The organism is Saccharopolyspora phatthalungensis, assembly GCF_014203395.1.
Lineage (GTDB): Bacteria > Actinomycetota > Actinomycetes > Mycobacteriales > Pseudonocardiaceae > Saccharopolyspora > Saccharopolyspora phatthalungensis.
Genome location: NZ_JACHIW010000001.1, coordinates 4,719,712 through 4,740,272 on the forward strand (window position 1 = coordinate 4,719,712; position 20,561 = coordinate 4,740,272).

The following is a 20,561-nucleotide window of genomic DNA, read 5'->3' on the forward strand; positions in this document are numbered from 1 at the left end:
AAATCCCCCGGGCCACCCGACTTTGCCGCGATGCAGAAGAAACCCAACGGTTCGATCTGATGGCCAAGTACGCCGGCCCCGACACGCTCGCCGAGACCGGCACCGACACCAACAGCGGTGGAGGCAAGGCCGGGCGGTTCTCGGTGCGTCGCATGGCGCGACTTCTGGGCGTGTCGGCCTCGGGCTACTACGCGCATGTCAAACGCGCGGCGGCTACCGTGCTGACACCACGCGCACAGCGCCGGGCGGACCTCGAGGTGAAGATCACCCAGATACACAAGGAGTCCGGCGGCACCTACGGGTCACCCCGCATCACCGCCGAACTGCGTGCGCGGGGCGAGGTGGTCAGCGAGAAGACCGTCGCCAAGATCATGGCCGGCATCGGGATGGAGGGCATCAGCCCGCGCACATTCAAGGTGAAAACCACCGTGGCCGACCCGCATGCGTCGTTCCCACCGGACCTCATCGACCGGGAATTCGACCAAGGCCGCCTGGACGCGGTGTGGCTGACCGATATCACCTACCTGTCCTGCGGTGAGGGCGAGATGTATCTGTGCGCGGTCCGGGACGGTCATTCCCGGAAAGTGCTCGGCTACAGCATCTCCGAGCACATCGGCTCGGAGATGGTCACCGAGGCCATCGACGCCGCTGTCGCTACCCGAGGCGGCCGGTGTCGTGGCACGATCCTGCATTCCGACCGTGGCGGGGAGTACACCGGTGGCCTGACCGTGCAGGCGTGTTTCCGGCACGGGCTGCGCCGGTCGATGGGCGCGACCGGGATCTCCCTCTTAACCGGCTAATGGTTGTGTTTGTCCAGGTCAGCGACACGCTGCGGTAGTGGTACTTGCCGGTTGGCTGCGTTCATGGCTGGTACGTCTGTTCCTTATGGGTATCGAGGCCGGTCTTCGGCTTGAGGAACGGGACGGTGGCTGGGCGTTGGCCGGGCCGGCCGCGTCGCGGTTCGGGTTGGTGGATGAGTACCTGGCGTATTTGGCCGATCGGAACTATTCACCGAAGACCGTGCGTGCCTATGGATACGACGTGTTGGCGTTCTGCCGGTGGCTCGTCGTTGAGGAGCAGCCGTTGCCGGAGGTGACCACGGAGGTGTTGTTGCGGTTCTTGCGTGCCTGCCGGGAGGCTACGGTTGCGGGCAGGCCGGGGCCGAACGTGGTCACGTTGTCGGGCCGTCGGATGGATCAGTATGCCCCCACGACGATCAATCGGCGGTTGGCGGCGATCTCGGGTTTGTTCGCGTTCGCCGCGATGCGGGATCCGGACGTGAAAAACCCAGTCCCCAGAGGCAAGGAGGCCCGCTGGCTGGTAGCGGGTGAGCGCAGCGGGATGCTCGCGCACACCGTCCGTCGGCCGAAAACCCGTTCGTCGCTTCGGCTCCGGGAGCCTCGTCGTCTGCCCACGGCGCTGTCGCAGTCGGATGCGGCGGAGCTTCTGGCGAGTTTTCATGCGTGGCGGGACCGGGCGATCGCGGGCTTGATGCTGTATTGCGGGCTGCGTTCCGCCGAGGTGCTGGGCCTGGACGTCGTCGACGCCGATATCGGCGGCCGATGGCTGCGGGTGGTCGGTAAGGGCCAGCGGGAACGCCGGGTCCCGCTGGATGCCGACGTCGCTTCGGTGATCCAGGTGTATTTGCTGGCCGAGCGGCCCGAATCCGCAAGCGCCCGTCTGTTTCTCGTGGCCAAGGGGCCGAACCGGGGCCAGCCGTTGACTGCGGCCGGGTTGCGCACGATCTTCCGCTATCACCGTGGGCTTACCGGCGTCGTCGGCGGGCATCCTCACGCGCTGCGACACACCTTCGGCACCGCCCTGGCCGAAGCGGGGGTCGATCTCGCGGTGATGCAAGCGTTGCTCGGACACGCTCATGTCGACACCACCGCCCGTTACATCCATTTGGCTCCGGCGCATGTGAAAGCAGAATTCGATGCCGCTCGCGATCGCATCCGCTCCCAGTGATGATCTGCACGCCGCCTACTTGGACTACCTGCGGCGGACCGGACGCGGAAACACCGCCTACACGGGGGCGGCTCGGGTGTTCTTCCAGCGCTGGCCAGACCCCGGGCAGTGGGCGGTGCAGCCTTTGGAGACCCGCTTGTCGGCGGGAAGCTCGACCCGGCCGATCATCACGTTCCTGATGCTGCATCGGGTGCTGCAACCGGGCTATGACTATCTGCTGGAACGCAAGCTTTCCAGCATCTGGAGGGAGGTCAAGGATTCACCGCTGGGTCCGGATCTCGATCGGTTCATGGCCGCGGCCGCCGAGCTCGGGTTCACCGAACGGGTCCGGTTCGCCACCGGTTCCCAAGTTCCGGTCCGGCTGCTGATCCAGACTGGACGGTCGCTGGATCTGCTCACCGTGGCCGATCTGGACGAGTTCCGGGCTGCGTGCCAGGAGCGGGAGACGCGAACTGGCAAGGGGCACAGGCACTATCTGGCGTCGGTCAGCAATGCCCAACGGGTGCTGTTTTACTTGGGAATCGTCGATGAGCTGCCACGCTCGGGCGGGCCGGTCCCGTTCGCCGACCGGCTCGCCGACCTGCGGCCGCCGATCCGCGAGACGGTGATCGCCTATCTGGAACGCAAGCGGGCGACCTGTCAGCCCAAAACGGTGTCGGCCTTCGCGACCCGGCTCAAGCACTTCGGGGTCTTCCTGGCCGAGGTCGATCCCGGACTCGGCTCCATCGCCGAGCTGGATCGCCGCAAGCACATCGAGCCCTACCTGAGGTCGCTGGTCGACGCGGTCAACCCGAAAAACGATCAGCCGATCACCGTCGCGGACCGATCCCGGCGAGTGCTCGCGCTGATGGGATTCCTGACCGATATCACCGAGTGGGACTGGCCCGACGCGCCACCCCGCAAGCTGATATTCCGCGACGATGTCCCCAAACTCCCGCACACGCTGCCCCGCTACCTGCCCCTCGACGTCGACCGCCGACTCACCGCAGTGCTGACCGAACACCCCGGCAACGAACTCGCCGCAGCCGCCCTGCGACTGCAACGCAGCTGCGGACTGCGGATCGGGGAACTGCTCGACCTCGAGCTCGACTGCGTCCACGAAGTCCCCGACCACGGCAGCTGGCTGAAAATCCCGCTCGGCAAACTGGAGACCGAGCGCATGATCCCCATCGATGACGACATCCTCGACCTAATCGACCACATCACCGCCATCCGCTCCCACGGACGGCCGATGCCGCACCCTCGCTACCGGCGCCGGGCCCAGTTCCTGTTCACCCACCACGGCCGACGCCTCTCCCAAAGCGCGGTCCGTCACGAACTCGACCGCGCCGCCCAGTCCGCGGGACTCGACCACCTCACCCCGCACCAGCTCCGCCACACCTACGCCACCGCCCTGGTCAACGCCGGCGTCTCACTCCAAGCACTGATGGCGCTACTTGGCCACGTCTCCGCCGAGATGAGCCTGCGCTACGGTCGGCTGTTCGACACCACCGTCCGAGCCGAATACGAACGAGCCCTCGACCTCGCCAAACAACAGGCCCGCACCCCCACCACCGGCACGATCAGCCTGCCACTGGCCGACATCACCGGCGGAGCCGACTGGAAGAACACCCCATTGCTCAAATCCCGTCTGGCCGGCGGGTTCTGCCTCCGCGCACCCGCCCAAGGCGCCTGCGCCTACGCCAACATCTGCGAGCATTGCCCCAGCTTCCACACCGAACCCAGCTCGCTGCCCATCCTGGCCGCCCAACGCGTCGACGCCGAAGCACTCGCCCGCGACGCCGAACAACGAGGCTGGATCGCCGAAGCCCAACGCCACCAACGACTCATCGCCCGACTCGACATTCTGATCAACGAGGCCCAAGCCGGATGACCACCACCAGCACCCTGGGCCGCGTCGAACGCGCCTGCGTCCAGCTCCACCACGACGGCCACGCCGTCACCTTCACCGCCGTCGCCGCCCACACCGGGCTGGGCCGCACCACCCTCTACCGCAACCCAACCCTGCGCGCCGTCATCGAGGAACACCGATCTCGATCCGCCACCAGCGGCACCCTCACCAGCCTCACCGACGAGATCACCACCCTCCGCGCCGCCCTCGACGCCCTCGCCACCCGAGTACGCCGCCACGAAGAACAACTCCGACGCCTCACAGCTCGAAACGACTGAAAGCGTTAACCGGCCAACAACCGGAAACCACGATCATTAGCCGGATAATGCTGGGACAACAGCCCTGCGGAATCGTTCTGGTCCACGTTCAAACACGAGCACTACTACCGGAATACCTACGCCACACAAGCGGAACTTGTTGTCACAGTTGACAATTGGGTTCGCTTCTACAATGCTGTCCGGCGGCACTCCGCGATCGGGATGCTCAGTCCCGACGACTACGAGAACTCACTTCGAGCGGCTGCCTGAATCCCCGTAAACCCCCTGTCCACCACTCGGGGGGGAACCTCAGGTAGTCCCTCAGGCGTTTCAATGATCGTGTCAAGCCGCTTGAGCTTGGGCGGTGTGATCTGGAGCGTGCGGCCGTCGCACAGGAGCGCCCAGATGACGTCGACCAGGCGGCGCGAGAGCGCGATCAACGCCCTGGTGTGCGGTTTCCCTTCGCAGCGTTTGGCCGGGAAAAAGTGCGGGAGGGGTTGTCGGGGCGGCCGGGTTGGTGCTTGTGGTGCGGGCGGTGAGATTGCGGTCGGCGCTGTCCCAGCCAAGCTGGTCGACCTATCCGTGCGCCGTGTCCGCACCTTCTCGCGAGGGCGGATGATGTTATCGGCAAGGCCATCGGCGAGATGATTCTTTTCCCCGCCATGCTGGACCATGTCAACACGATTTCTCCAGCGAAACTGAAGGCGAGGAACATAGGGTTCTACGCTGCCGGAGTCAACATCGTTGTGCTGGCCACGCCGGTCGTCTTCCTGCCGCTGTCGACCGTGCTTTCCTCGCAGGGTTCCTGGGCGGTGGTAGCGGGATTCACCGCCGTGGGCATGATCAGCATTGTCGGCTTGAGCTCTTCCCGAAAGATGTGATCGTCGTGTTGCGGCATCGTCGTGGACACGGTCGGCCTGGGACGGCTGCTGAAGCTGTACCGTGCGCTCTTCGCCGTGGACGGCTGCCAAACCGTCGGCAACATCGACGTGGACGTCGAGGCGATGCCCTGACATCTACACTGGCGCAGGACGGAAGTCCTCTGCGGGCCACGCGGTACGGGTTTCGCGTACGTTTCCGACCGGTACATCACCACTGCGGTTCCGCCGGTCGTCGATGTGCAGGCGATGACCGTCTCGCCGGACCTCGACACCACCAGCACTCGCAACGTGGCGTCCGACCTGGAACTCGCTGAACGCAACATTGCTGTATGGAGCGGGCTCGCGGGTGGACACCCGCGAGTGCCGAGCAGCACCGGACACCCACCGCCGCCATCAATTGCTGGCCATGCTGGAGGGCAAGATCGACTCTTTAACCGGGGGTCCGTCGACTCGGCTACGGCAGCAGGAGGGCCGCACTACTGAAGCCCACGTTGCAGCCTTGGTGCGAGAGCTGAGACGGCTGCTCGGGTAGTGACCGGCCTTGGCGAGCGATTCCTGCTTGACCTGCAGAGCATGGCAAGGCGAGAGAGCGTCGCTACGGGCGTCGATCTGGATTCGCACCAGAGGTGAGTGGCTCTGCCACACCACCAGGGCACATTTATGCGGACCGAGGCGTATCCGCCTGGCATCGACGAATAGTGCAACTTGCGATAAACACGCCTTCAGGCCAGCGCGACTACCTCACGCCTTGGCAGTCCGGAACCTGATCCGCCCAGCGTTCGGGTGACAGCATCTGAAGCGGGCGGGGACCGGTTGTCCCCGCCCGCTCGGAAACCACTCGGATCGGGTACCTCATCCGGGGCAGGGTGAGCGGCGATTTCGCGCGATACCGCAGCCTGGGATACCCGATTCCGCGCGGATCGTCAGTTCAGCGTCCACTGCTGCGCCGGGTTCGACGGGTCGCAGCGGAACAGCTGAACTCGCTCTTGGCCGAGGTTGCCGAGGCAGCTGTCGGTGGCCGGGTGCCGGATCAGGTTGCCAGAGTCGGCGGGCTCGACCCGCCACTGCTGGGTCCTGTCGTGGGAGTCGCACGGGGAAAGGCGCACGTCGGGGCCGTTGACCTGGCCCAGACAGTTGTTCGTGCCGTTGACTCTGAGCAGCTCGGCGTCGCTGAGGTACTCGCGCGACCAGTTCTGGGACGGGCTGCTCGAGTCGCACTGGGTCAGTGCGACCCCGTAGCCGTCCGAACTGTACAGGCACCCGTCATCGGCCACGTTGTGCAGCGCGGTTTCCCGGGCGGCGGGGTCCGCCGCGGCGAGCGGCAGCGCCCCCGAGCCGCTCAGGCACAGCGCACCCAATGCCGCCAGGGTCCAGCGGCTCAATTTACGCAATGAACTCACCTCATAGAATCGTGTAGTAGATTCATGTAGCACGCGTTGTTCGAGCACGTGCGTCACCGAGTTCACTGCTGTTCCAGCGGAAAATCCCCAATTCACACCACTGTGGGCGAGCACTGGCCCACGACGCGCGGACCGGGTACAACCCTCGCGACCGGCGCCTTCGGCGGACTTGGAGGCGCTCCGCCGGCCGGGGGGATCCCGATCTCTCGTGGTCTTCAGAAGTATCCGAACGTGGTCGACGGTGGTGGCCATCGACACCGGATCCGGTGTCGATGATGTGCCGGGAAGTCTGGGGGGCGTGACGTAGTGGTGCTTTGAGGACGGAGCCGTCATGCCGGTGGGTGGACGTGCGTTGATTGCGGGTGCCGGGCTCGCCGGGTTCGCGACCCCGCCGCCGCTGTGGCCGCGCAAGGACCTCTTCATCTCCTCGAACGCCATCTCGTCGTGCGCGTCATGCGCCGGCTCCTTGGGCTTACGCTGCTGTCGAGGAAACCGGTGCCGTTGAGCAGGTACAGCTCTAAAGGACTTGCAGAGTGGGTAGCCCGGCCGCGAAGACCGTGGTTGGGCCGATGGCCATCGTCGCGATCGACCAGCACGAGGAGGTTCCGCTGGTTCGGGACAAGCTGGTCTACCGGCTCCTCCCGGCAGGTGTGAAGACGATCGCTTCGTGTACCTCGATACCGCTGATTCGGCGGTGGATGGTCGGCGTCACGAGAAGGGGGTGCCGGGGTTGTGGGGGAGCATGCTGTGCCGCAAGCGTGCCTGCGATTTCATCGAGACCGTCACTCTCAATGGGAAGCACCGGCACATCCTGGCCGTCATCGAGCACGCCAGCAGACGCGCCCGCGTCCTGGGCACCACCTCTCACCCGACCGCGAGCTGGGTCCTCCAGGCGATGAAGAATCCCGCGATGGACCTGGAGGACGCAGCCTGCCATGCCCGTTATCTGATCCGAGATCGGGATGGGAAGTTCCCCGGATCGTGCAGGCGTTGGTCGCCGAGTTGCCGTTGCAGGACGGTGAGTTGGTGGCGTAAGGCCAGGATCTCGATATCCTCTCACGGTCGGTCATCGGCAGTCGCAGCGCGGCGAAGGCGTGGGCGACAGTGAGGTAGGCGAAGCGGACCAGCACGGACCGCGATCAGGCGCCGTAGGCGGAGTTTGACCCCGTTGGGTTGCAAGGCCCGGCCGCCCCGCACCGCAAGCCACAGCGCGGGCAGGTGCGCTCCGGGGTGTTTGGCCCGGGCGCGTAGGTAGCGGCTTAGCGCCCGCCCAGTTTTCGGGCCGAACCGGACCTGCCGGTCTTTGCCTGCCTTGCCGTGGATGCGGATGGACTCGGTGGCCATGTCAATGTCCTCAAGGGACAACAGGACGATTTCGGAGAGGCGCGCACCGGCGGTGGCGTACAGGCGGATGAGCGCGGTATCGCGGATACCGGCGAAGTCACGTACTTTGCAGGCGTCCAGCAGTTTCGTCGTGTCATCCTCGGCGATGATCGGGATCAACTTCGTGGGTGTTTTTCGGGAGCCGGGTGCGTTCCATCGGTGACCGTTGGATCTCGTTCTCGTCGGCGAGCCAGGTGAAGAATTGCTGCAGCGCTTTGTGTTTGTTGACGGCTGTGGCCGCTGACCGGCTCGCGATCATCCACGCCTGAAAGACATCCCAGGATGGCCAGGCTGTGGTCTCGTCGTAGAGGGTGCCGGTTTTGAGGCAGCCGTGGAGGATGCCGACGAGGCGGTTGGCGAGTTGGCGCAGGGCGGCGTTGTGGCTGGAGCCGCGGGCTCGTTGCCGGTCGTAGTAGGCGCGGGCGCCTGGCGAGCGCAGCAGCGCGTTGAACGCCTGGGTCATGAGGGCGTCGATGAGCCGGTCGTTGTGGACGAAGCGGGCCAGGGCGACCTTCTTCTTGCCCGACGCGCGGGTGATCGGGGAGGTGCCCGCGTAGTTCTTGCGGGCTTTGGCGCTGGCGTAGCGGTCGGGGTCGTCGCCGAACTCTGCGAGCACCCGGGCGCCGAGGACCGGCCCCAGACCGGGCTGGGACAGGATGATCTCTTGCCACGGCTGAAGCCGTCGGCATTTCGGCGCGTTCCGTTGGCCGCTGGCCCGGCTCGCCGGCAGGTGGCAGGCATTGGCGTGGCGGGTCCAGGTTTCGTTGACCTTGGTAACGAGTCAGGCAGCGGCCAGTAACGCCGCCGAAACCAGGGTGCTCACGACAACATCTGCCGACAAACTCAAGCGCCTCCACGGACCTGTCCTGCGCGCCCAGACCGGACTCGGCTCAGCCGCACTGGTTGCGGCGACGACGAAGAGCTTTGGTCCTTCATGCCACCATGATTACCGAAGCACTGGGGGAGTTGACCGCGTCCTAGCAAAACCAACGTCGGCTCCGAAATTCGTCGGTGTGGCGGCGGGTGAGGGCCGTCGGGGAGTCGGGGGCGATCGTTCGGGCGTGGCCGCTGCAGACTACAAGTTCGGGCTACTATTGCGCGCTATGGCTCTGGCGGGTAGCTGTCGTACGACGCCGCGCACCAAGTGAATGCACGGCGCGTTTCGGCGTCGGTTCATGCCGCGCCGACGGGTGCGCCGAGTGCCCGTCGGTGTAAGCGGTACTCTTGATCAAGAGAGGTGGCGCTCGATACGTTAGGCGCTGTCCGTTCGGTATTCTGAGGGGATCTGATCGGGATCGATTGGGACGGGTTTGGGCGCCTCGCACCGAAGATCTTGAGCTGGCGCACTTGATGTCGGCACAGGCGTGTTGCCGCGAATCAAAGATGATCTTTCCGGAGCTCGCTCACCACGCGCGTTACGACTGACCGGAACGCCAGGCGCACTGACAGGGTCGGTACGCGACTAGGTGCCGTACATCGGTGACCGTGAACGGCTCATGCGATGGCCGCCCTAATAGGCGGTCACTCGGTCCTGCACACCCGCTCCGGCACGGGGCCCTGGCACCTCGGCTGAAGGTGCTGTTATGAGAGCGACGCGCTTGTCAGCCACGGCGCCGACTTCCTCGGTCAACACGCTGCAGTACGCCGCCGCATACGCTTGCCGTAGGGGCAGTGATGTTGCTGGACGGATGCCCGTTCCAGCAAGGTCGATATCAACCCGTGCCATACGGGAATTGCAGCTAGAGGCCCGGCGCGTGCACAAGAGCCACGCCGCCACAGGGCTTCCGGGCGGGCCGACATCGACTTCGCCCCGACCACTGCGTGCCAGTTCGTAGGTGTTGCAACGGTGGACGAGCTCCCACGCTGCTAAGCGTCCGGCCGTCTCGGCTTCGCTGATGATGTCCTCCCAATTGCCATCGAAAACTACGGCACTATCCGTTTGACATAACGGCAACACAGTTCTCACCGCCAAGGTGGAAATCGTTCTTGTCGTTCGACTACCCGCACCTGGGTGCTGCTATTCGCAGTATTCAGCCGGAATGAATGCCACTTAGATCACATTGGCCACTTGCATATCACATCGTCTCGGTCAGAGATGTAGTCGACGATCGCCCCGATCTCGCAGCTTCCCAGGGATGTGACCTTGAGGTCGGTTTCCGGGTCGGCGGCGAACTTGGTGCACCCGCATCTTAAGATCCGCGCAGGCATGCGGGCTTCGTTGTCGGGGACGCAGGAGACAGATCAACTGGCGCAATAGCGGGAGTGAAGCGATTCCCGCGTCGTCATCGCGGTGCTCAACAACGAAGATCTCACCCAGGTCACCTTTGCTCAAGGGGAGACCACTGGCCCTGGTCCCGGCTGCGCGCCCGAACTCCGAAGCGCAGGAAAATTTACCGAAGGGAAGCGACGGCCGATCCGCCCTGACGCAAGCAGGGAAGTGCAGGCCATGCCTGTACGGTTCGTACCGCGTCGGCCCGCGGTCGTAGCGTGGCTGAAGCACAGTGGCCGAGCCGCAGTTCCATGCTCGCTCCGCAGGCATTCTTGAGCCCACCCATGCCGCTGGATTGTGCACGAACTCCCCCGGGTAGCCAGCAGGCGCGTGGTACCTCCGGCGCACAGGGACGAGGAAGGCTGTAGCGACCGGGCCGGACACGTGTAAGTGCTTGGGTTCCGCCCCTTCACCCACATGGGGTGCGGGCCCAAGCCCCTCGTGCACCAGTTGGCCACAGTGTTCAGGCTGATCAAGTCTAAACTGTTTCTGATCGTCGGCGTCCTCGACAACTATGGCGGCGTAGCCGAAAAGGAAATGCACGGTCGGGTGGCTCCGTGCGTTGACCTCGTGGTTCTTACTGCTTGGCGCACTGTGGCTGGTCTGCCGCCCAGTGATATCGCAGCATGCAAGGCTGCTGCGGAGGAGGCCGCGGATTCGGCTGGATTGCCCTGGATCGCCGTGCTGCTCGTGCTTGTCAACGGCGTCTGAATTTTGGATCTGTCCCACTTTCCGTGATGGACCCGGATGCTTCCCGTCTGGCGGGTAGTTGATCATGTGCTTGGTGTGCTGATCTTGGAGTGCTTGGCGTCCTGTTTCCGCATCTGGCGCAGTTACGGATAGACGATGTGCATGCTGCGGGGCCGGTGGTGCGGATCGAGGCGAGCACGCTGGCCGGCCGTGTGGCGTGTCCTGGCTGCGGAACGCTGTCCGATCGGGTGCACAGCCGCTACGAACGGCGGTTGTCTGACACCGCGATCTCCGGCCGGGAGGCACTGATTCGGCTGCGAGTCCGTCGATTGTTCTGCGATAACCCCGAATGCTCCAAGAAGACCTTCGCCGAAGCGGTGTCGGAGTTGGCGGCTCGCTACGCCCGGCGCACCACAGCGCTGGAGCGGGTGTTGTGTGCGGTCGCGCTGGCGTTGGGTGGTCGCGCCGGGGCCCGGTTGACCCAGCGCCTGGCCGCCGCGGTCAGCCGGATGACGTTGCTGCGTATGGTTCGTGCCCTGCCCGACCCCGAATACGCGACTCCTCGGGTGCTGGGCGTGGACGACTTCGCTCTGCGCAGGGGCCACCGCTACGGCACGATCCTGATCGATGTCGAGTCCAGCCGCCCGGTCGACGTGCTCACCGACCGCACCGCCGAGACACTGACCGCGTGGTTACATGCCCATCCTGGTGTGGAGATCGTCTGCCGGGACCGGGCCGGCGCCTACGCCGAGGGCGCCCGCGAAGGCGCACCTGATGCGCTGCAGGTGGCCGACAGGTGGCACGTGTGGAACAACCTTGCCGGCGCGGTGGAGCGCACCGTCGCCCGACACCAGGAATGCCTGAGTGCAGCGGTGGACACGGTCACCGAGTCCGGCCCCGATCCTGACGCTGATCACCAGCACGGCCAAGACGATCAGGTCACGGCGCCGGTGCAGCCTGCCCAGCCCGAGGACAGAACGGATCGGATCGCGACCCGAACTCGGGAGCGCTACACCGCCATCCATGCCTTGCTGGCCGAAGGCGTGGGCATCAGAGCAATCTCTGCCCGGCTTGGCCTGGCACGCGGGACCGTGCGCCGATTCACCCGCGCCGAAACGGTAGGGGAACTGCTGACCCGTAACGGCACCGGACGACGACCGAGCCTGTTGGAGGAATTCAAGCCCTACCTGCACCAACGCTGGGGCGACGGGTGCACCAATGCCGCTGCCCTGTTCGCTGAGATCAAGGCACGCGGCTACCGCGGTGGCCAGAAGATCGTGCGCGAGTACCTGCGCCCGTTCCGCGCCGCAGGCCGCACTCCCGAACCGCCCCCAAAGCCGCCTTCAGTGCGGCGGGTCGTGGGTTGGATCATGAGCGATCCGTCCAACATGGACGAAGAAGACCAACGCCGGCTCGACGCCATTCTCGCCACCAGCTCACAACTCGCCGCGCTTGCTGGTCATGTCCGTGCCTTCGCCACCATGATGTGCGGCCTCCGCGGCCACGAACTGGAGGAATGGATGGCCGCCGTCGACGCCGACGACCAACCCGGCTTGCACTCCTTCGTCGTCGGCCTCCGACGCGACCAGGACGCCGTCACCGCCGGACTAACCCTGCCCTACAACAGCGGCCCGGTCGAAGGCCACGTCAACCGCATAAAAATGATCAAAAGGCAGATGTTCGGCCGAGCCAAGGCCGACCTGCTCCGCAAGCGCATCCTGCTCAGCGACTGAGCCCCAGGCCAGATTCACGGAAAGTGGGACAGATCCAGTTTTCACCCGCCGCCGACAGTGCTCACTCCTGCGGTCACCGGAGCCGCAGTGCTGCGGGGCGGTTGCGGATCCAATTTGGTCTCGATGCGCCCGTGCGTGAGGAAGACCTTTCCGAAATCACCAGTGGGGCGCATGAGCAACCCGAGGTTCCGGACCGGCAGCTCCGTGCACCAGCAACCTCATTGGCGGCGATCCTGGCACCCCGGCTGCTGGGCCTCGGTGGTTCCGCGGCCTCGCCACCGGATTCAGCGGTGCTGCCAGCCAGTTGCGCGACGGTGCCGCTACACAGCCGAAGTACTGAACGATGTTCGGGCACAGAAGTCACGCTGCCGATACGCACCTGGACTAGTGCCAGGATCGGTCTGGGCCTGCTGTCGACCCGACTTCCCTCTGGTGCCGGGCGTTTTTCGGCCGATTAAGCAGGTAACTCAGCTCTGCGCCGACCTTCTGCGCAAGATCTACTCCGGCCACGTCGGCGACTACATCGCCTGGTTGCTGTTCGGGGCCGCCACGCTGGCCGCGCTCCTTGCGAAACCGTGCTGGCTCAGGTGAGTTGAATCCGATCGGCCTTCCTTCATCGCCACCAGCACGAAACCAGTCCTGCCGCCTAGAACAGCTCGGATCACTGCGCGAAACCTGTGCAGCTGGTCCTGCCGTCAGGTTTCAGGGACGCGCTACCGTTTGTCGCTTACGCGGCTTGGCTGTGTTGTCTGTTGCCCTGATGGCAATCATCGGTCTGGACCTGCCACTGTTTCGAGCGGCAATCGAGTGGTGTCGCCATCCAGAAGGACAAGCTCGCGGCGCGGTGTGGTTACCTCCTTGTTTTCACGGATGCTCAGGGGCGTTGGCCGACCCCCGTGCGGAGCTCGTGCAGACGTCCTCCAGGGATGTGGGGTTGTAGTGGTGGGCTATTTCCTCCAGCAGCTTCGTGCAAGCCGTGGAGGAAATCGTTAACGGCGTCCGTGGAGCTGCGCTGCGGGGTCCACCCCAGTTCGCCGCGGATTCGTGAGGTGTCCATGATGGGAAGCCGGAGCAAGGTGTCGAACAGGCCGGGCGAAGCGGGAACGAGGTGCAGGTTCCAAGCCGCGGAAAGGGCTGTTCGGGCCAATCGCGGGGGGATGCCCACCGTTTGCTTGCCGAAGAGGTCGCCGAGCACCTTGGAATCAATGAGAGGGTCAGCGGCGATGTTGAAAGCCCCGGTGCTGCTGGATTGCGTAGCCAGCCGGTATGCCTCCCCGGCATCCTTGCTGTGCACTGCCTGAAACCGTAGGCCTTCAGGTGTGGGCAGCGCTGGTAGCAGGTCGGGTCTGACGAGCCGGTTCATCAGCAAGGGGCCCATGAAGAGACGACGTTGCTGAGAGGCCGACTCCGGCTTGAAGCAGAATGCGGTTCGCATTCGGAGTAACCGGATGTTGGGATGTTGTCCTTCGAAGGAATCGAGGTAGCGTTCCAGATAGGCTTTTTCCCGGCTATACGCGGCAGTCGGCCACCCGTGCGTCGGCCATTTCTCGTCGATCGGCTGTGTCTTCGGCCCTGGACTGTAGGCGGCGACCGAGGATGCGTACACGAGGCTCGGAACGCCGGCGGCGGCGACCGCTTCGAACACCCGGATGCTGCCGAGCACATTGTTGCGCCAGGTCGTGGTCGGGTCGTGAGTGGGTTGGAACAACCATGCGAGGTGGATGACGACATCTGCGGAGGCAAAGCGCGCCGCCAGATCGTCTTCGGTAATGTCGGTGCGTTCCCACCGGACCTTCGTACTGGTGACGGGAGGCTCGCGGCGGGAAAGGGAAATGATCGTGGCGATGGCCGGGTCGGTGTCGAGCGCATCGACCACACTGGTTCCGATGTTCCCGGTCGCCCCGACGACGGCAACGCGCTGAGGTTTTTGGGATGCTTCCATCACAAGCTCCTTCGGTCGGCACCAGACTGTTTCCCAGCCGGATTCCCGGGCACTCCCAAGGCAAACACAGCACCAGCCGAGGGCGGGGTCTCTGCGGCAAAGCCCCTGGCACTCGGTTCGTTGGCACGGCGCGAGCATGCTTAGGAGCCAGAAGATAAACCGAATGCGTTACGTCTGCCGACGCAGGGAGTTCACTGTTGATCGTGCACTGGCTCGCGTCGATGCCGATGAGGTGGCCGCTTGATTCAGTTGTCGCGCATGGCATTGAAGACCGTTGGGGAAGGCGATGGCTGTGGCGTCGGAACTTCAGCTTCGTGGGTCACCGGTGCTGTTGGTGTCCGGGCGCATCCGGGTCGAGCAGGGGCGATTGAGAGAGCATGATCGTTGCGGCGATGAGGAACGCCGTACCGAGGAGAACGCCGATCAGGAACAGTCCGCCCCGGCCGTATTCGCCGAACACCGCAAGTCCCCATGCTACTGACACCAGGGGGTTGACCAGAGTGAACCCCGGCTGGGAGGCGAAGAGGTTGCCTGCGTGCAGCGCGTTTTGGAGAAGGAAGAACGACACAGGACCCAGGACTGCGATGCCGTAGGTCTGCCAGGTCGTGAGCAGGCTGCCGCCGTGGCTCAGTTCCGCGCCGACGCCTGCGATCAGGGCGGAGTTCAATCCGAACGCCGTGCCCGTGGCGATGCCGAGCAGTGCGGCCCGGTGTTCACGTCGGCCGCGGTAGCCCAGCACGACCAGTACCGCGATCGGGGCGATGGTCACTGCGATGCCCAGTGCCCACGCCGTGGTAGATACCCGGGGGTCACCGCCTTCCGGGCTCAGGCAGGCCACGAAGGTGGCGAGGCCTACCGAGGCCATTGCGATGGCCAGCCAGTCCCGGCTCTGGATTCGCAGCCGGAACACCCAGGATGCCAGCAGGAGCGTGAAGGGAAGCTCGGCGATCAACAGTGGTTGTACGAGCGCGATCCGGGATACCGAGATCGACACGCCGTGCAGTACGAATCCGGCGGTCATGGTGGCGATGCCCAGTGTCCAGCTGGGATGACGTGCCAAGTCGAGGAGCATCGTGGGGGAGAACGCCGACAACTGAGGTAGTTTCTTGGCGGCGTGGCGTTGCAGCACGGATGCCGTTGCGTTCAACAAGGCCGCAACGAGCATCAACACGACGCCGAGCACAATCACGGCTACCCGAACGCCCTCCGCTTCATTGCGGTCCGTTGTTTCGTGGTGTCGTGGGGAATCTTCGAGGCGAACGTTGTACTGCGGATGTCGGCCAGAGTCGCGGAAAGTACTGATGTTTCTGGGACATCAGAGCACAAGGGAGTCCGATGCGTCCGAAGTGGCGACAAGTCCGGCCTCGTGCTTCCGTGCCGCCTCGACTGAACACAGCACGCCCGAACAGCGCGTAGAAAGCCGCGCTGCCATTGCACGCCGCCGAGCTCGCCCGCGTCGAGCGCACGGCGCTGCCCTTCGCACCCGCCGCACGGCCACTCGACCCGGATTCACGGTTGCTGGGGGCCGCCAGGCATCGGTGGAATGGTTCTCCTCGCCCACCCCAGTGTTGTTTCGCTTAGGAGCGGGTAAGCAATTGGGCGAGTCAACCAGCGGGGAGGAACGATGCCCCAGCAAGCATGGAACAAGAAGCAAGAGCGACAGTACGAACACATCAAGAAGCAGACCAAGGAACGCGGTTCGAGTGAGGAGCGCGCCGAGGAGATCGCCGCGCGTACCGTCAACAAGGACCGCGCACAGAAGGGGCAGGCGCGACAGCAGAGCAAGACCTCGACGCAGGACATCCCGCCGCAGCGCCGTGGCGGAATCCGCTCGGGCAACCGGTACGGGCCGGGCGGTCGTACCAAGGAGCAACTCTACGAAGACGCACGGCGTCAGAACATCAAGGGACGCTCCAAGATGAGCAAGGAGCAGCTGGAGCAAGCTCTTTCACGAAGCTGAGACTCGTGTTCGTATCCGGCACTTGCCGCTCGGGGTGCGGAAACGCATTTCGCTGCGAGCAGCCTCGCGGATGTGATCGACCTGATCCTGGACAAGGGACTGGTCATCGATGCCTTCGTTCGAGTGTCACTTGTGGGAATCCAGGTGGCGACGATCGATGCGCGCGTCGTCGCGGCCGGTGTGGACACCTACCTGCGGTTCGCCGAAGCAACCAACAGGCTGGATTTGGAGCTAAAGGGCGGCAAGGACATCGCACAGCTGACGGAGGGCACCTCACAAAGCGGCGACGACACGAGCAAAAGGATGACCGACGCTAAGCCTCGCACCGCCGACGACGGGGAGAAGCGAGAGAAACAAGCCGCTCACCGTCGTGAACCGCGTGGGGAATCGGATAGTCGCAGGCGTGAGCGATGACCACATGCGGCTAGAGACCTACGACGTCCAATCCGAGCAGGCCCGGTGACCTCACCGTAGCGGTAGCCCGCAAGCTACTCAACCTCGTCTACTACAGGCTGCGGGGTGGGCAATCCGCGCCCTCGCCTCAGCCCAGCAGGACGTGACCGGAGGCGTGATCGTGTGTTTGTCTGCCGAAGATCGTGTTCTCGGCGCCGCACGCCGCCCATCCTCATTCATCCTGTGTGGACAGGGCTCGTGACGTGCCATGTCGAGGTGCATCGAGGAAGAGAGCGTTGATGACAGCCGAGTTTTTCTTGGCGGCATGGCGTTGCAGCACTGAGGCGGTCGGGTCTCAAGAACGGCCCCTACGAGCATCAACATGACGCCGAGCACAATCAAGGCTACTCGTCCCCTGTCCTTCATCGCGGGTGTCGCTTCCGATGTTCTGCTGCCGGTCTGTTCACATCAAAGTCGCCGGGGATCCAGAACACCCCCAAGCCGGATAGGACGATCATCACGGCCGGGGTGTGCCTACGGGTGGCCGTGATGTCGGGGGTGTTCATTCGATGCGGCTGATGGTAAGCAGCGCGACGTCGTCGGTTGGGGGTTCGGCGCCGACCATTTCGTTCATGACGGTGGTGCATACGGTGGTGGCTGGTGCGGGCGTGATGGCTTTGCAGAGTCGGCGTAGGCCGTCGTCGATCGAGGTGTTGCGGTGTTCGACGAGGCCGTCGGTGTAGAAGCAGACGACTCCGTCTGGGGGGAGTTCCAGTGTGCTGGTGCGGCGGGTGCGGCGGGTGACGCCGAGGCCGATTGGTGGGTCGACTGGTACTGGGGCGAGTCGGCCGTGTTGGCTGGGGCCGGCCAGTGCGGGCGCGAGGTGCCCGGCTAGCGAGACCTGGAGCTGGCAGGTCGCTGGTTGGTACACCGCGTAGCCGACGGTGGCCATCGCGTTCGGTTCGAAGTGGGTCGCTTTGCGGTCGAGTTTGCGGAGGACTTGGGCGGGGTTCTCGTTGTCCAGGGCGTAGGCGCGCAGGGCGCTGCGCAGTCGGCCCATGATGACGGCTGCCGGTAGGCCGTTGCCGACCACGTCTCCGATGACGATGCCGATGCGGCCGGATGGGAGTGCGAAGACGTCGTACCAGTCGCCGCCGATGCTCGGGGCGGCGCCTGGGACGTAGCGTGCGTCGAGGGTGAGGCCCGTTACGGCGGGCAGGCGGGTGGGCATCAGGCTGTGTTGGAGGACCCTGGCGGCGGTGCGTTCGGTGCGGGAGGTGCTGGCTCGGGTGGCCAGTGCGATGCGGTCGGCGACGAGTTGAAGCAGGTGGATGTCGGGTTCGCTGAAGCGGCGGTGTTGGTAGGCGCCGATGTAGAGCACGCCGACGGTCTCGCCGCCGGTGAGCATCGGGGCACCGAGTAGTGAGCGGATGCCGTGTTCGCGGAGCACGGGTCTGATCAGGGTCGGGTCTTGGGCGCTGTCCAGGATCGGTGGGCGGCGCCGGGCGGCGATCGTGCTGGCGAATGCGCTGTCGACCGGGATGCGGACGCCTTGGAGGACTTCGTCTTCGATGCCTACTGCGGCGGAGGCGATCAGTACCTTGCTGGTGGGTTCGTAGAGCATCACTGCGGCGGTGTCGACCTCTAGTACGTCCCGGACGCGGTGCAGCAGTTCACGCAGCAGGTCGTCGGGCTCGAGGTGCGCGAGCGCGCTGTCGGTGACAAGCTCGATGCGTCGTAGCCGCGTCTGTGTGTCGTCGGACGATTTGGCCGAAGCCCGCATGCGCAACAGCATAGTCCGCTGGGTGTCGGGCGGCGTTGCTCTTGGTTGCGTGGGAGACCACCATGGGGGCATGCCCACGTTTGCAGATTCCAGCGACCCGGCCGCCCCGTTGAGACTGAAGACCCGGTGGTTCGACCGGGTGCTGCTGGTCGAGGTCGCGGGGGAGGTCGAGTTGCTCAACGCGCCGCGGGTCGAGTCCGAGCTCATGGCGGCGCTCGACGAACGTCCTGCGGTGCTGGTCCTGGACATCATGTTCGCTGAACCTGTCCAGCGGTCGGCGCAATCGGAACGGATTGGACGATCATCGTCGACGGGAGCTTCTGGACCGGGCCCTGATCTGGAACCAGCGGCGCCTACTTCAAGCCTTGCGCACATTTCTACAATGGACACCGTCCACACCAAGGCATCGCGAACACTCGCCCGCTAAAACCGTTGCCCACGCCGAGCCAATTCGCCTGGCGGGCGCGTGAAGCGACCGCTGGCCGCTCGTACGGCAACCGAGTCCGTGGATCAAGACTCAAACCGCGCTCCCAACTTGATGTCCTCCCCAATGTGCAAACTCGCCGTCCGCCACGCATTTCGGATCACGCAAGAGTGTTACCCCCCAAGGCACTAGTAGGACTTTGTTAGGTGGTCATGGTGGTTGCTGGTGGCAGGTGGGGCATCGGCCTGTCCAGGTGGCCAGCAGGACCTGGAGGGCGTGGAGGATCTTGTAGAGAGTCAGGCCGCCCCAGGTGCTTTTGGGCTGGTCAACCGGAGTTCGGTGAGGAACAGATGGGCGGCGGAGGTGAGGGTGACGTGGCGGTGCCAGCCGGTGAAGGAACGCCCTTCGAAGTGGGTGAGCCCGAGCCCGGTCTTGAGTTCCCGGTAGTCGTGTTCGATGCGCCACCGGATCTTGGCCAGCCTCACCAGCTCACGCACCGGGGTGTCCTCGGGCAGGGTGGAGATCCAGTAGTCGGTGGGTTCGGGCTCGCGGGGCGGCCATTCGACCAGCAGCCAGCACACCGGCAGACTGCCGTCAGCCTCCCGGGGAATATCGCGGTTGGCCGGCCGCACCCGCAGGGCCAGGAACCGAGAGCGCATCGCAGCGGTGGGATTGCCCTGGGTTTTCTTGGTTCCCTGCCGCCAGGTCACCCACCGCAGGCCCGTGCGTCCGGCGGCGAGCACGAGATCCCGCAACGTGGCGGGCGTGTCCTGGTAGCGGGGTGCGGGCCGCCGTCCCCGGCCGGAATACGACGCGGCCACCGGCTCGGCGTCTGCGGGATGAGCGGTGGCGGCCGCCTTGACGGCCATCACATACGGCAGTCCTCGTGCGCCCAGTTCGCACCGGAAGGTCGCGTTATCGCCGTAGCCGGCATCACCGACCACCACCGGCGGAATGTGCCCCCAGGCGGCCAGTTCGTCGAGCATCTCCAACACCAGCCGCCACTTCGGGCGATACCCCTGATCCTCAGGAATGCCGCAACGTGCCCGCCGGGCGGCGATGCGTTCGGCCTCGGCGCCGGTCGCGCACTCATCATCCCAGCTCTGCGGGAGAAACAACCGCCAGTCCAGCGCGGCCGAACAGGCATCGGTGACCGCGTGCACGCTCACCGCGACCTGGCAGTTGGTGACCTTGCCCGCCGTGCCGGTGTACTGCCGGGCCACCCCCGGCGAGGCCTCGCCGTCCTTGAGATGCCCGGTGTCATCCAGCACGAACGCCTCCGGGCACACCACCTGCACCGCCCGCGCCGCCAACCGCCGCCGCACCACCGCATAATCCCACGTCGAGGACGTGATGAACTGCTGCAACCGCTGATGATCCACCCCCAACCGCTCGGCCATCGGCTGCATCGACTTACGCCGCCCGTCCAGCATCAGCCCCCGCAGATACAGCCCACCATTCGCCCGCTGCTCACTACGGACGAACGACGTGAACACCTCACCCGCGAATTCCTCCAAACGGTCACGGACAGCGTCAAGCTCAGCCGGCAGCATCCCAAGATCATCCCACACGATGATCTACAAGTAA

General features: G+C 65.0%; 18 protein-coding genes and 2 pseudogenes. 13 read left to right on the forward strand and 7 right to left on the reverse strand.

Going from position 1 to position 20,561, the window contains the following annotated elements; genetic code table 11:
- The first annotated feature begins 59 nt into the window (after window positions 1-59).
- From BJ970_RS21700 to BJ970_RS37095, 7 genes and pseudogenes are all read left to right on the forward strand, one after another.
- Window positions 60-800 carry an IS3 family transposase gene (locus BJ970_RS21700; protein ID WP_184727934.1) on the forward strand — a complete coding sequence of 247 codons (741 nt, stop codon included), beginning with the start codon at window positions 60-62 and terminating at the stop codon, window positions 798-800.
- An 85-nt stretch (window positions 801-885) separates the two neighbouring features.
- Window positions 886-1,968, forward strand: coding sequence for a tyrosine-type recombinase/integrase (locus tag BJ970_RS21705; protein ID WP_184722814.1), 1,083 nt, complete (start codon window positions 886-888; stop codon window positions 1,966-1,968).
- Window positions 1,937-3,841, forward strand: a complete 1,905-nt coding sequence (locus BJ970_RS21710) for a tyrosine-type recombinase/integrase (RefSeq protein ID WP_184727270.1) — start codon at window positions 1,937-1,939, stop codon at window positions 3,839-3,841. Before BJ970_RS21705 ends, BJ970_RS21710 begins: the two co-directional genes overlap by 32 nt.
- Window positions 3,838-4,137: a DUF6262 family protein gene (locus tag BJ970_RS21715; RefSeq protein ID WP_184722820.1), complete on the forward strand. Its 300-nt coding sequence runs from the start codon at window positions 3,838-3,840 to the stop codon at window positions 4,135-4,137. Before BJ970_RS21710 ends, BJ970_RS21715 begins: the two co-directional genes overlap by 4 nt.
- 60 nt (window positions 4,138-4,197) lie before the next feature.
- Window positions 4,198-4,386: pseudogene (locus BJ970_RS40105) on the forward strand (integrase core domain-containing protein); the annotation flags it as partial.
- Window positions 4,387-4,760: 374 nt separating this feature from the next.
- Entirely contained in the window at window positions 4,761-4,997 is a 237-nt protein-coding gene (locus BJ970_RS21725) for a hypothetical protein (protein WP_184727935.1), read from the forward strand.
- 21 nt (window positions 4,998-5,018) lie between these two features.
- Entirely contained in the window at window positions 5,019-5,129 is a 111-nt protein-coding gene (locus BJ970_RS37095) for a cysteine desulfurase (RefSeq protein ID WP_221467267.1), read from the forward strand.
- 791 nt (window positions 5,130-5,920) lie between these two features.
- Here the strand turns inward: BJ970_RS37095 and BJ970_RS21730 are convergent.
- The 3 genes and pseudogenes from BJ970_RS21730 to BJ970_RS21740 all read right to left on the reverse strand — a co-directional run.
- Window positions 5,921-6,397 (reverse strand): RICIN domain-containing protein, encoded by a 477-nt coding sequence (locus BJ970_RS21730; RefSeq protein WP_184727936.1) that lies wholly within the window; start codon window positions 6,395-6,397, stop codon window positions 5,921-5,923.
- 1,056 nt (window positions 6,398-7,453) lie between these two features.
- Entirely contained in the window at window positions 7,454-7,900 is a 447-nt protein-coding gene (locus BJ970_RS21735) for a tyrosine-type recombinase/integrase (protein WP_246470954.1), read from the reverse strand.
- Between the two features lie 166 nt (window positions 7,901-8,066).
- Window positions 8,067-8,435, reverse strand: a pseudogene (locus BJ970_RS21740) (transposase); the annotation flags it as partial.
- A 2,064-nt stretch (window positions 8,436-10,499) separates the two neighbouring features.
- Here BJ970_RS21740 and BJ970_RS21745 point away from each other — a divergent pair.
- The 3 genes from BJ970_RS21745 (at window position 10,500) to BJ970_RS21755 (ending at window position 13,063) form a co-directional block, all read left to right on the forward strand.
- A complete protein-coding gene (locus tag BJ970_RS21745; RefSeq protein ID WP_184727937.1) occupies window positions 10,500-10,760 on the forward strand; it encodes a hypothetical protein in 261 nt (86 codons plus the stop codon).
- Between the two features lie 158 nt (window positions 10,761-10,918).
- Window positions 10,919-12,472: an ISL3 family transposase gene (locus BJ970_RS21750; protein ID WP_446689100.1), complete on the forward strand. Its 1,554-nt coding sequence runs from the start codon at window positions 10,919-10,921 to the stop codon at window positions 12,470-12,472.
- A 432-nt stretch (window positions 12,473-12,904) separates the two neighbouring features.
- On the forward strand, window positions 12,905-13,063 hold the full coding sequence (locus BJ970_RS21755; RefSeq protein ID WP_184727938.1) for a hypothetical protein: 159 nt from the start codon (window positions 12,905-12,907) through the stop codon (window positions 13,061-13,063).
- A 283-nt stretch (window positions 13,064-13,346) separates the two neighbouring features.
- Here the strand turns inward: BJ970_RS21755 and BJ970_RS21760 are convergent, their stop codons facing one another.
- Together BJ970_RS21760 and BJ970_RS21765 are read right to left on the reverse strand one after the other, a co-directional pair.
- Window positions 13,347-14,414, reverse strand: coding sequence for an NAD-dependent epimerase/dehydratase family protein (locus tag BJ970_RS21760; protein WP_184729274.1), 1,068 nt, complete (start codon window positions 14,412-14,414; stop codon window positions 13,347-13,349).
- Between the two features lie 319 nt (window positions 14,415-14,733).
- On the reverse strand, window positions 14,734-15,579 hold the full coding sequence (locus BJ970_RS21765; RefSeq protein WP_221468160.1) for a DMT family transporter: 846 nt from the start codon (window positions 15,577-15,579) through the stop codon (window positions 14,734-14,736).
- A 459-nt stretch (window positions 15,580-16,038) separates the two neighbouring features.
- On the opposite strand from BJ970_RS21765, the gene BJ970_RS21770 reads away from it, so the two are divergent.
- Both BJ970_RS21770 and gvpJ read left to right on the forward strand, forming a co-directional pair.
- Entirely contained in the window at window positions 16,039-16,374 is a 336-nt protein-coding gene (locus BJ970_RS21770; protein WP_184727939.1) for a plasmid stabilization protein, read from the forward strand.
- A 72-nt stretch (window positions 16,375-16,446) separates the two neighbouring features.
- Window positions 16,447-16,788 carry a gas vesicle protein GvpJ gene (gvpJ, locus tag BJ970_RS21775; RefSeq protein WP_184727940.1) on the forward strand — a complete coding sequence of 114 codons (342 nt, stop codon included), beginning with the start codon at window positions 16,447-16,449 and terminating at the stop codon, window positions 16,786-16,788.
- A 541-nt stretch (window positions 16,789-17,329) separates the two neighbouring features.
- Here gvpJ and BJ970_RS21780 read toward each other — a convergent pair.
- Entirely contained in the window at window positions 17,330-18,550 is a 1,221-nt protein-coding gene (locus BJ970_RS21780) for a PP2C family protein-serine/threonine phosphatase (protein ID WP_184727941.1), read from the reverse strand.
- A 70-nt stretch (window positions 18,551-18,620) separates the two neighbouring features.
- Between BJ970_RS21780 and BJ970_RS21785 the strand changes: the two genes are divergently transcribed.
- Window positions 18,621-18,977 (forward strand): STAS domain-containing protein, encoded by a 357-nt coding sequence (locus BJ970_RS21785; RefSeq protein ID WP_184727942.1) that lies wholly within the window; start codon window positions 18,621-18,623, stop codon window positions 18,975-18,977.
- Window positions 18,978-19,270: 293 nt separating this feature from the next.
- On the opposite strand, the gene BJ970_RS21790 is transcribed toward BJ970_RS21785, so the two are convergent.
- Window positions 19,271-20,527: an IS701 family transposase gene (locus tag BJ970_RS21790; RefSeq protein WP_184726914.1), complete on the reverse strand. Its 1,257-nt coding sequence runs from the start codon at window positions 20,525-20,527 to the stop codon at window positions 19,271-19,273.
- Window positions 20,528-20,561: the final 34 nt, after the last annotated feature.

Coding starts and splice junctions, on each gene's coding strand:
- BJ970_RS21765 (WP_221468160.1), bottom strand. CDS start 15,579: ATGCTCGTTGCGGCCTTGTTGAACGCAACGGCATCCGTGCTGCAACGC.
- BJ970_RS21780 (WP_184727941.1), bottom strand. CDS start 18,550: ATGCGGGCTTCGGCCAAATCGTCCGACGACACACAGACGCGGCTACGA.
- BJ970_RS21715 (WP_184722820.1), top strand. CDS start 3,838: ATGACCACCACCAGCACCCTGGGCCGCGTCGAACGCGCCTGCGTCCAG.
- BJ970_RS21760 (WP_184729274.1), bottom strand. CDS start 14,414: ATGGAAGCATCCCAAAAACCTCAGCGCGTTGCCGTCGTCGGGGCGACC.
- BJ970_RS21785 (WP_184727942.1), top strand. CDS start 18,621: ATGCCCACGTTTGCAGATTCCAGCGACCCGGCCGCCCCGTTGAGACTG.
- BJ970_RS21710 (WP_184727270.1), top strand. CDS start 1,937: ATGCCGCTCGCGATCGCATCCGCTCCCAGTGATGATCTGCACGCCGCC.
- BJ970_RS21770 (WP_184727939.1), top strand. CDS start 16,039: ATGCCCCAGCAAGCATGGAACAAGAAGCAAGAGCGACAGTACGAACAC.
- BJ970_RS21725 (WP_184727935.1), top strand. CDS start 4,761: ATGATTCTTTTCCCCGCCATGCTGGACCATGTCAACACGATTTCTCCA.
- BJ970_RS21700 (WP_184727934.1), top strand. CDS start 60: ATGGCCAAGTACGCCGGCCCCGACACGCTCGCCGAGACCGGCACCGAC.
- BJ970_RS21705 (WP_184722814.1), top strand. CDS start 886: ATGGGTATCGAGGCCGGTCTTCGGCTTGAGGAACGGGACGGTGGCTGG.
- BJ970_RS21790 (WP_184726914.1), bottom strand. CDS start 20,527: ATGCTGCCGGCTGAGCTTGACGCTGTCCGTGACCGTTTGGAGGAATTC.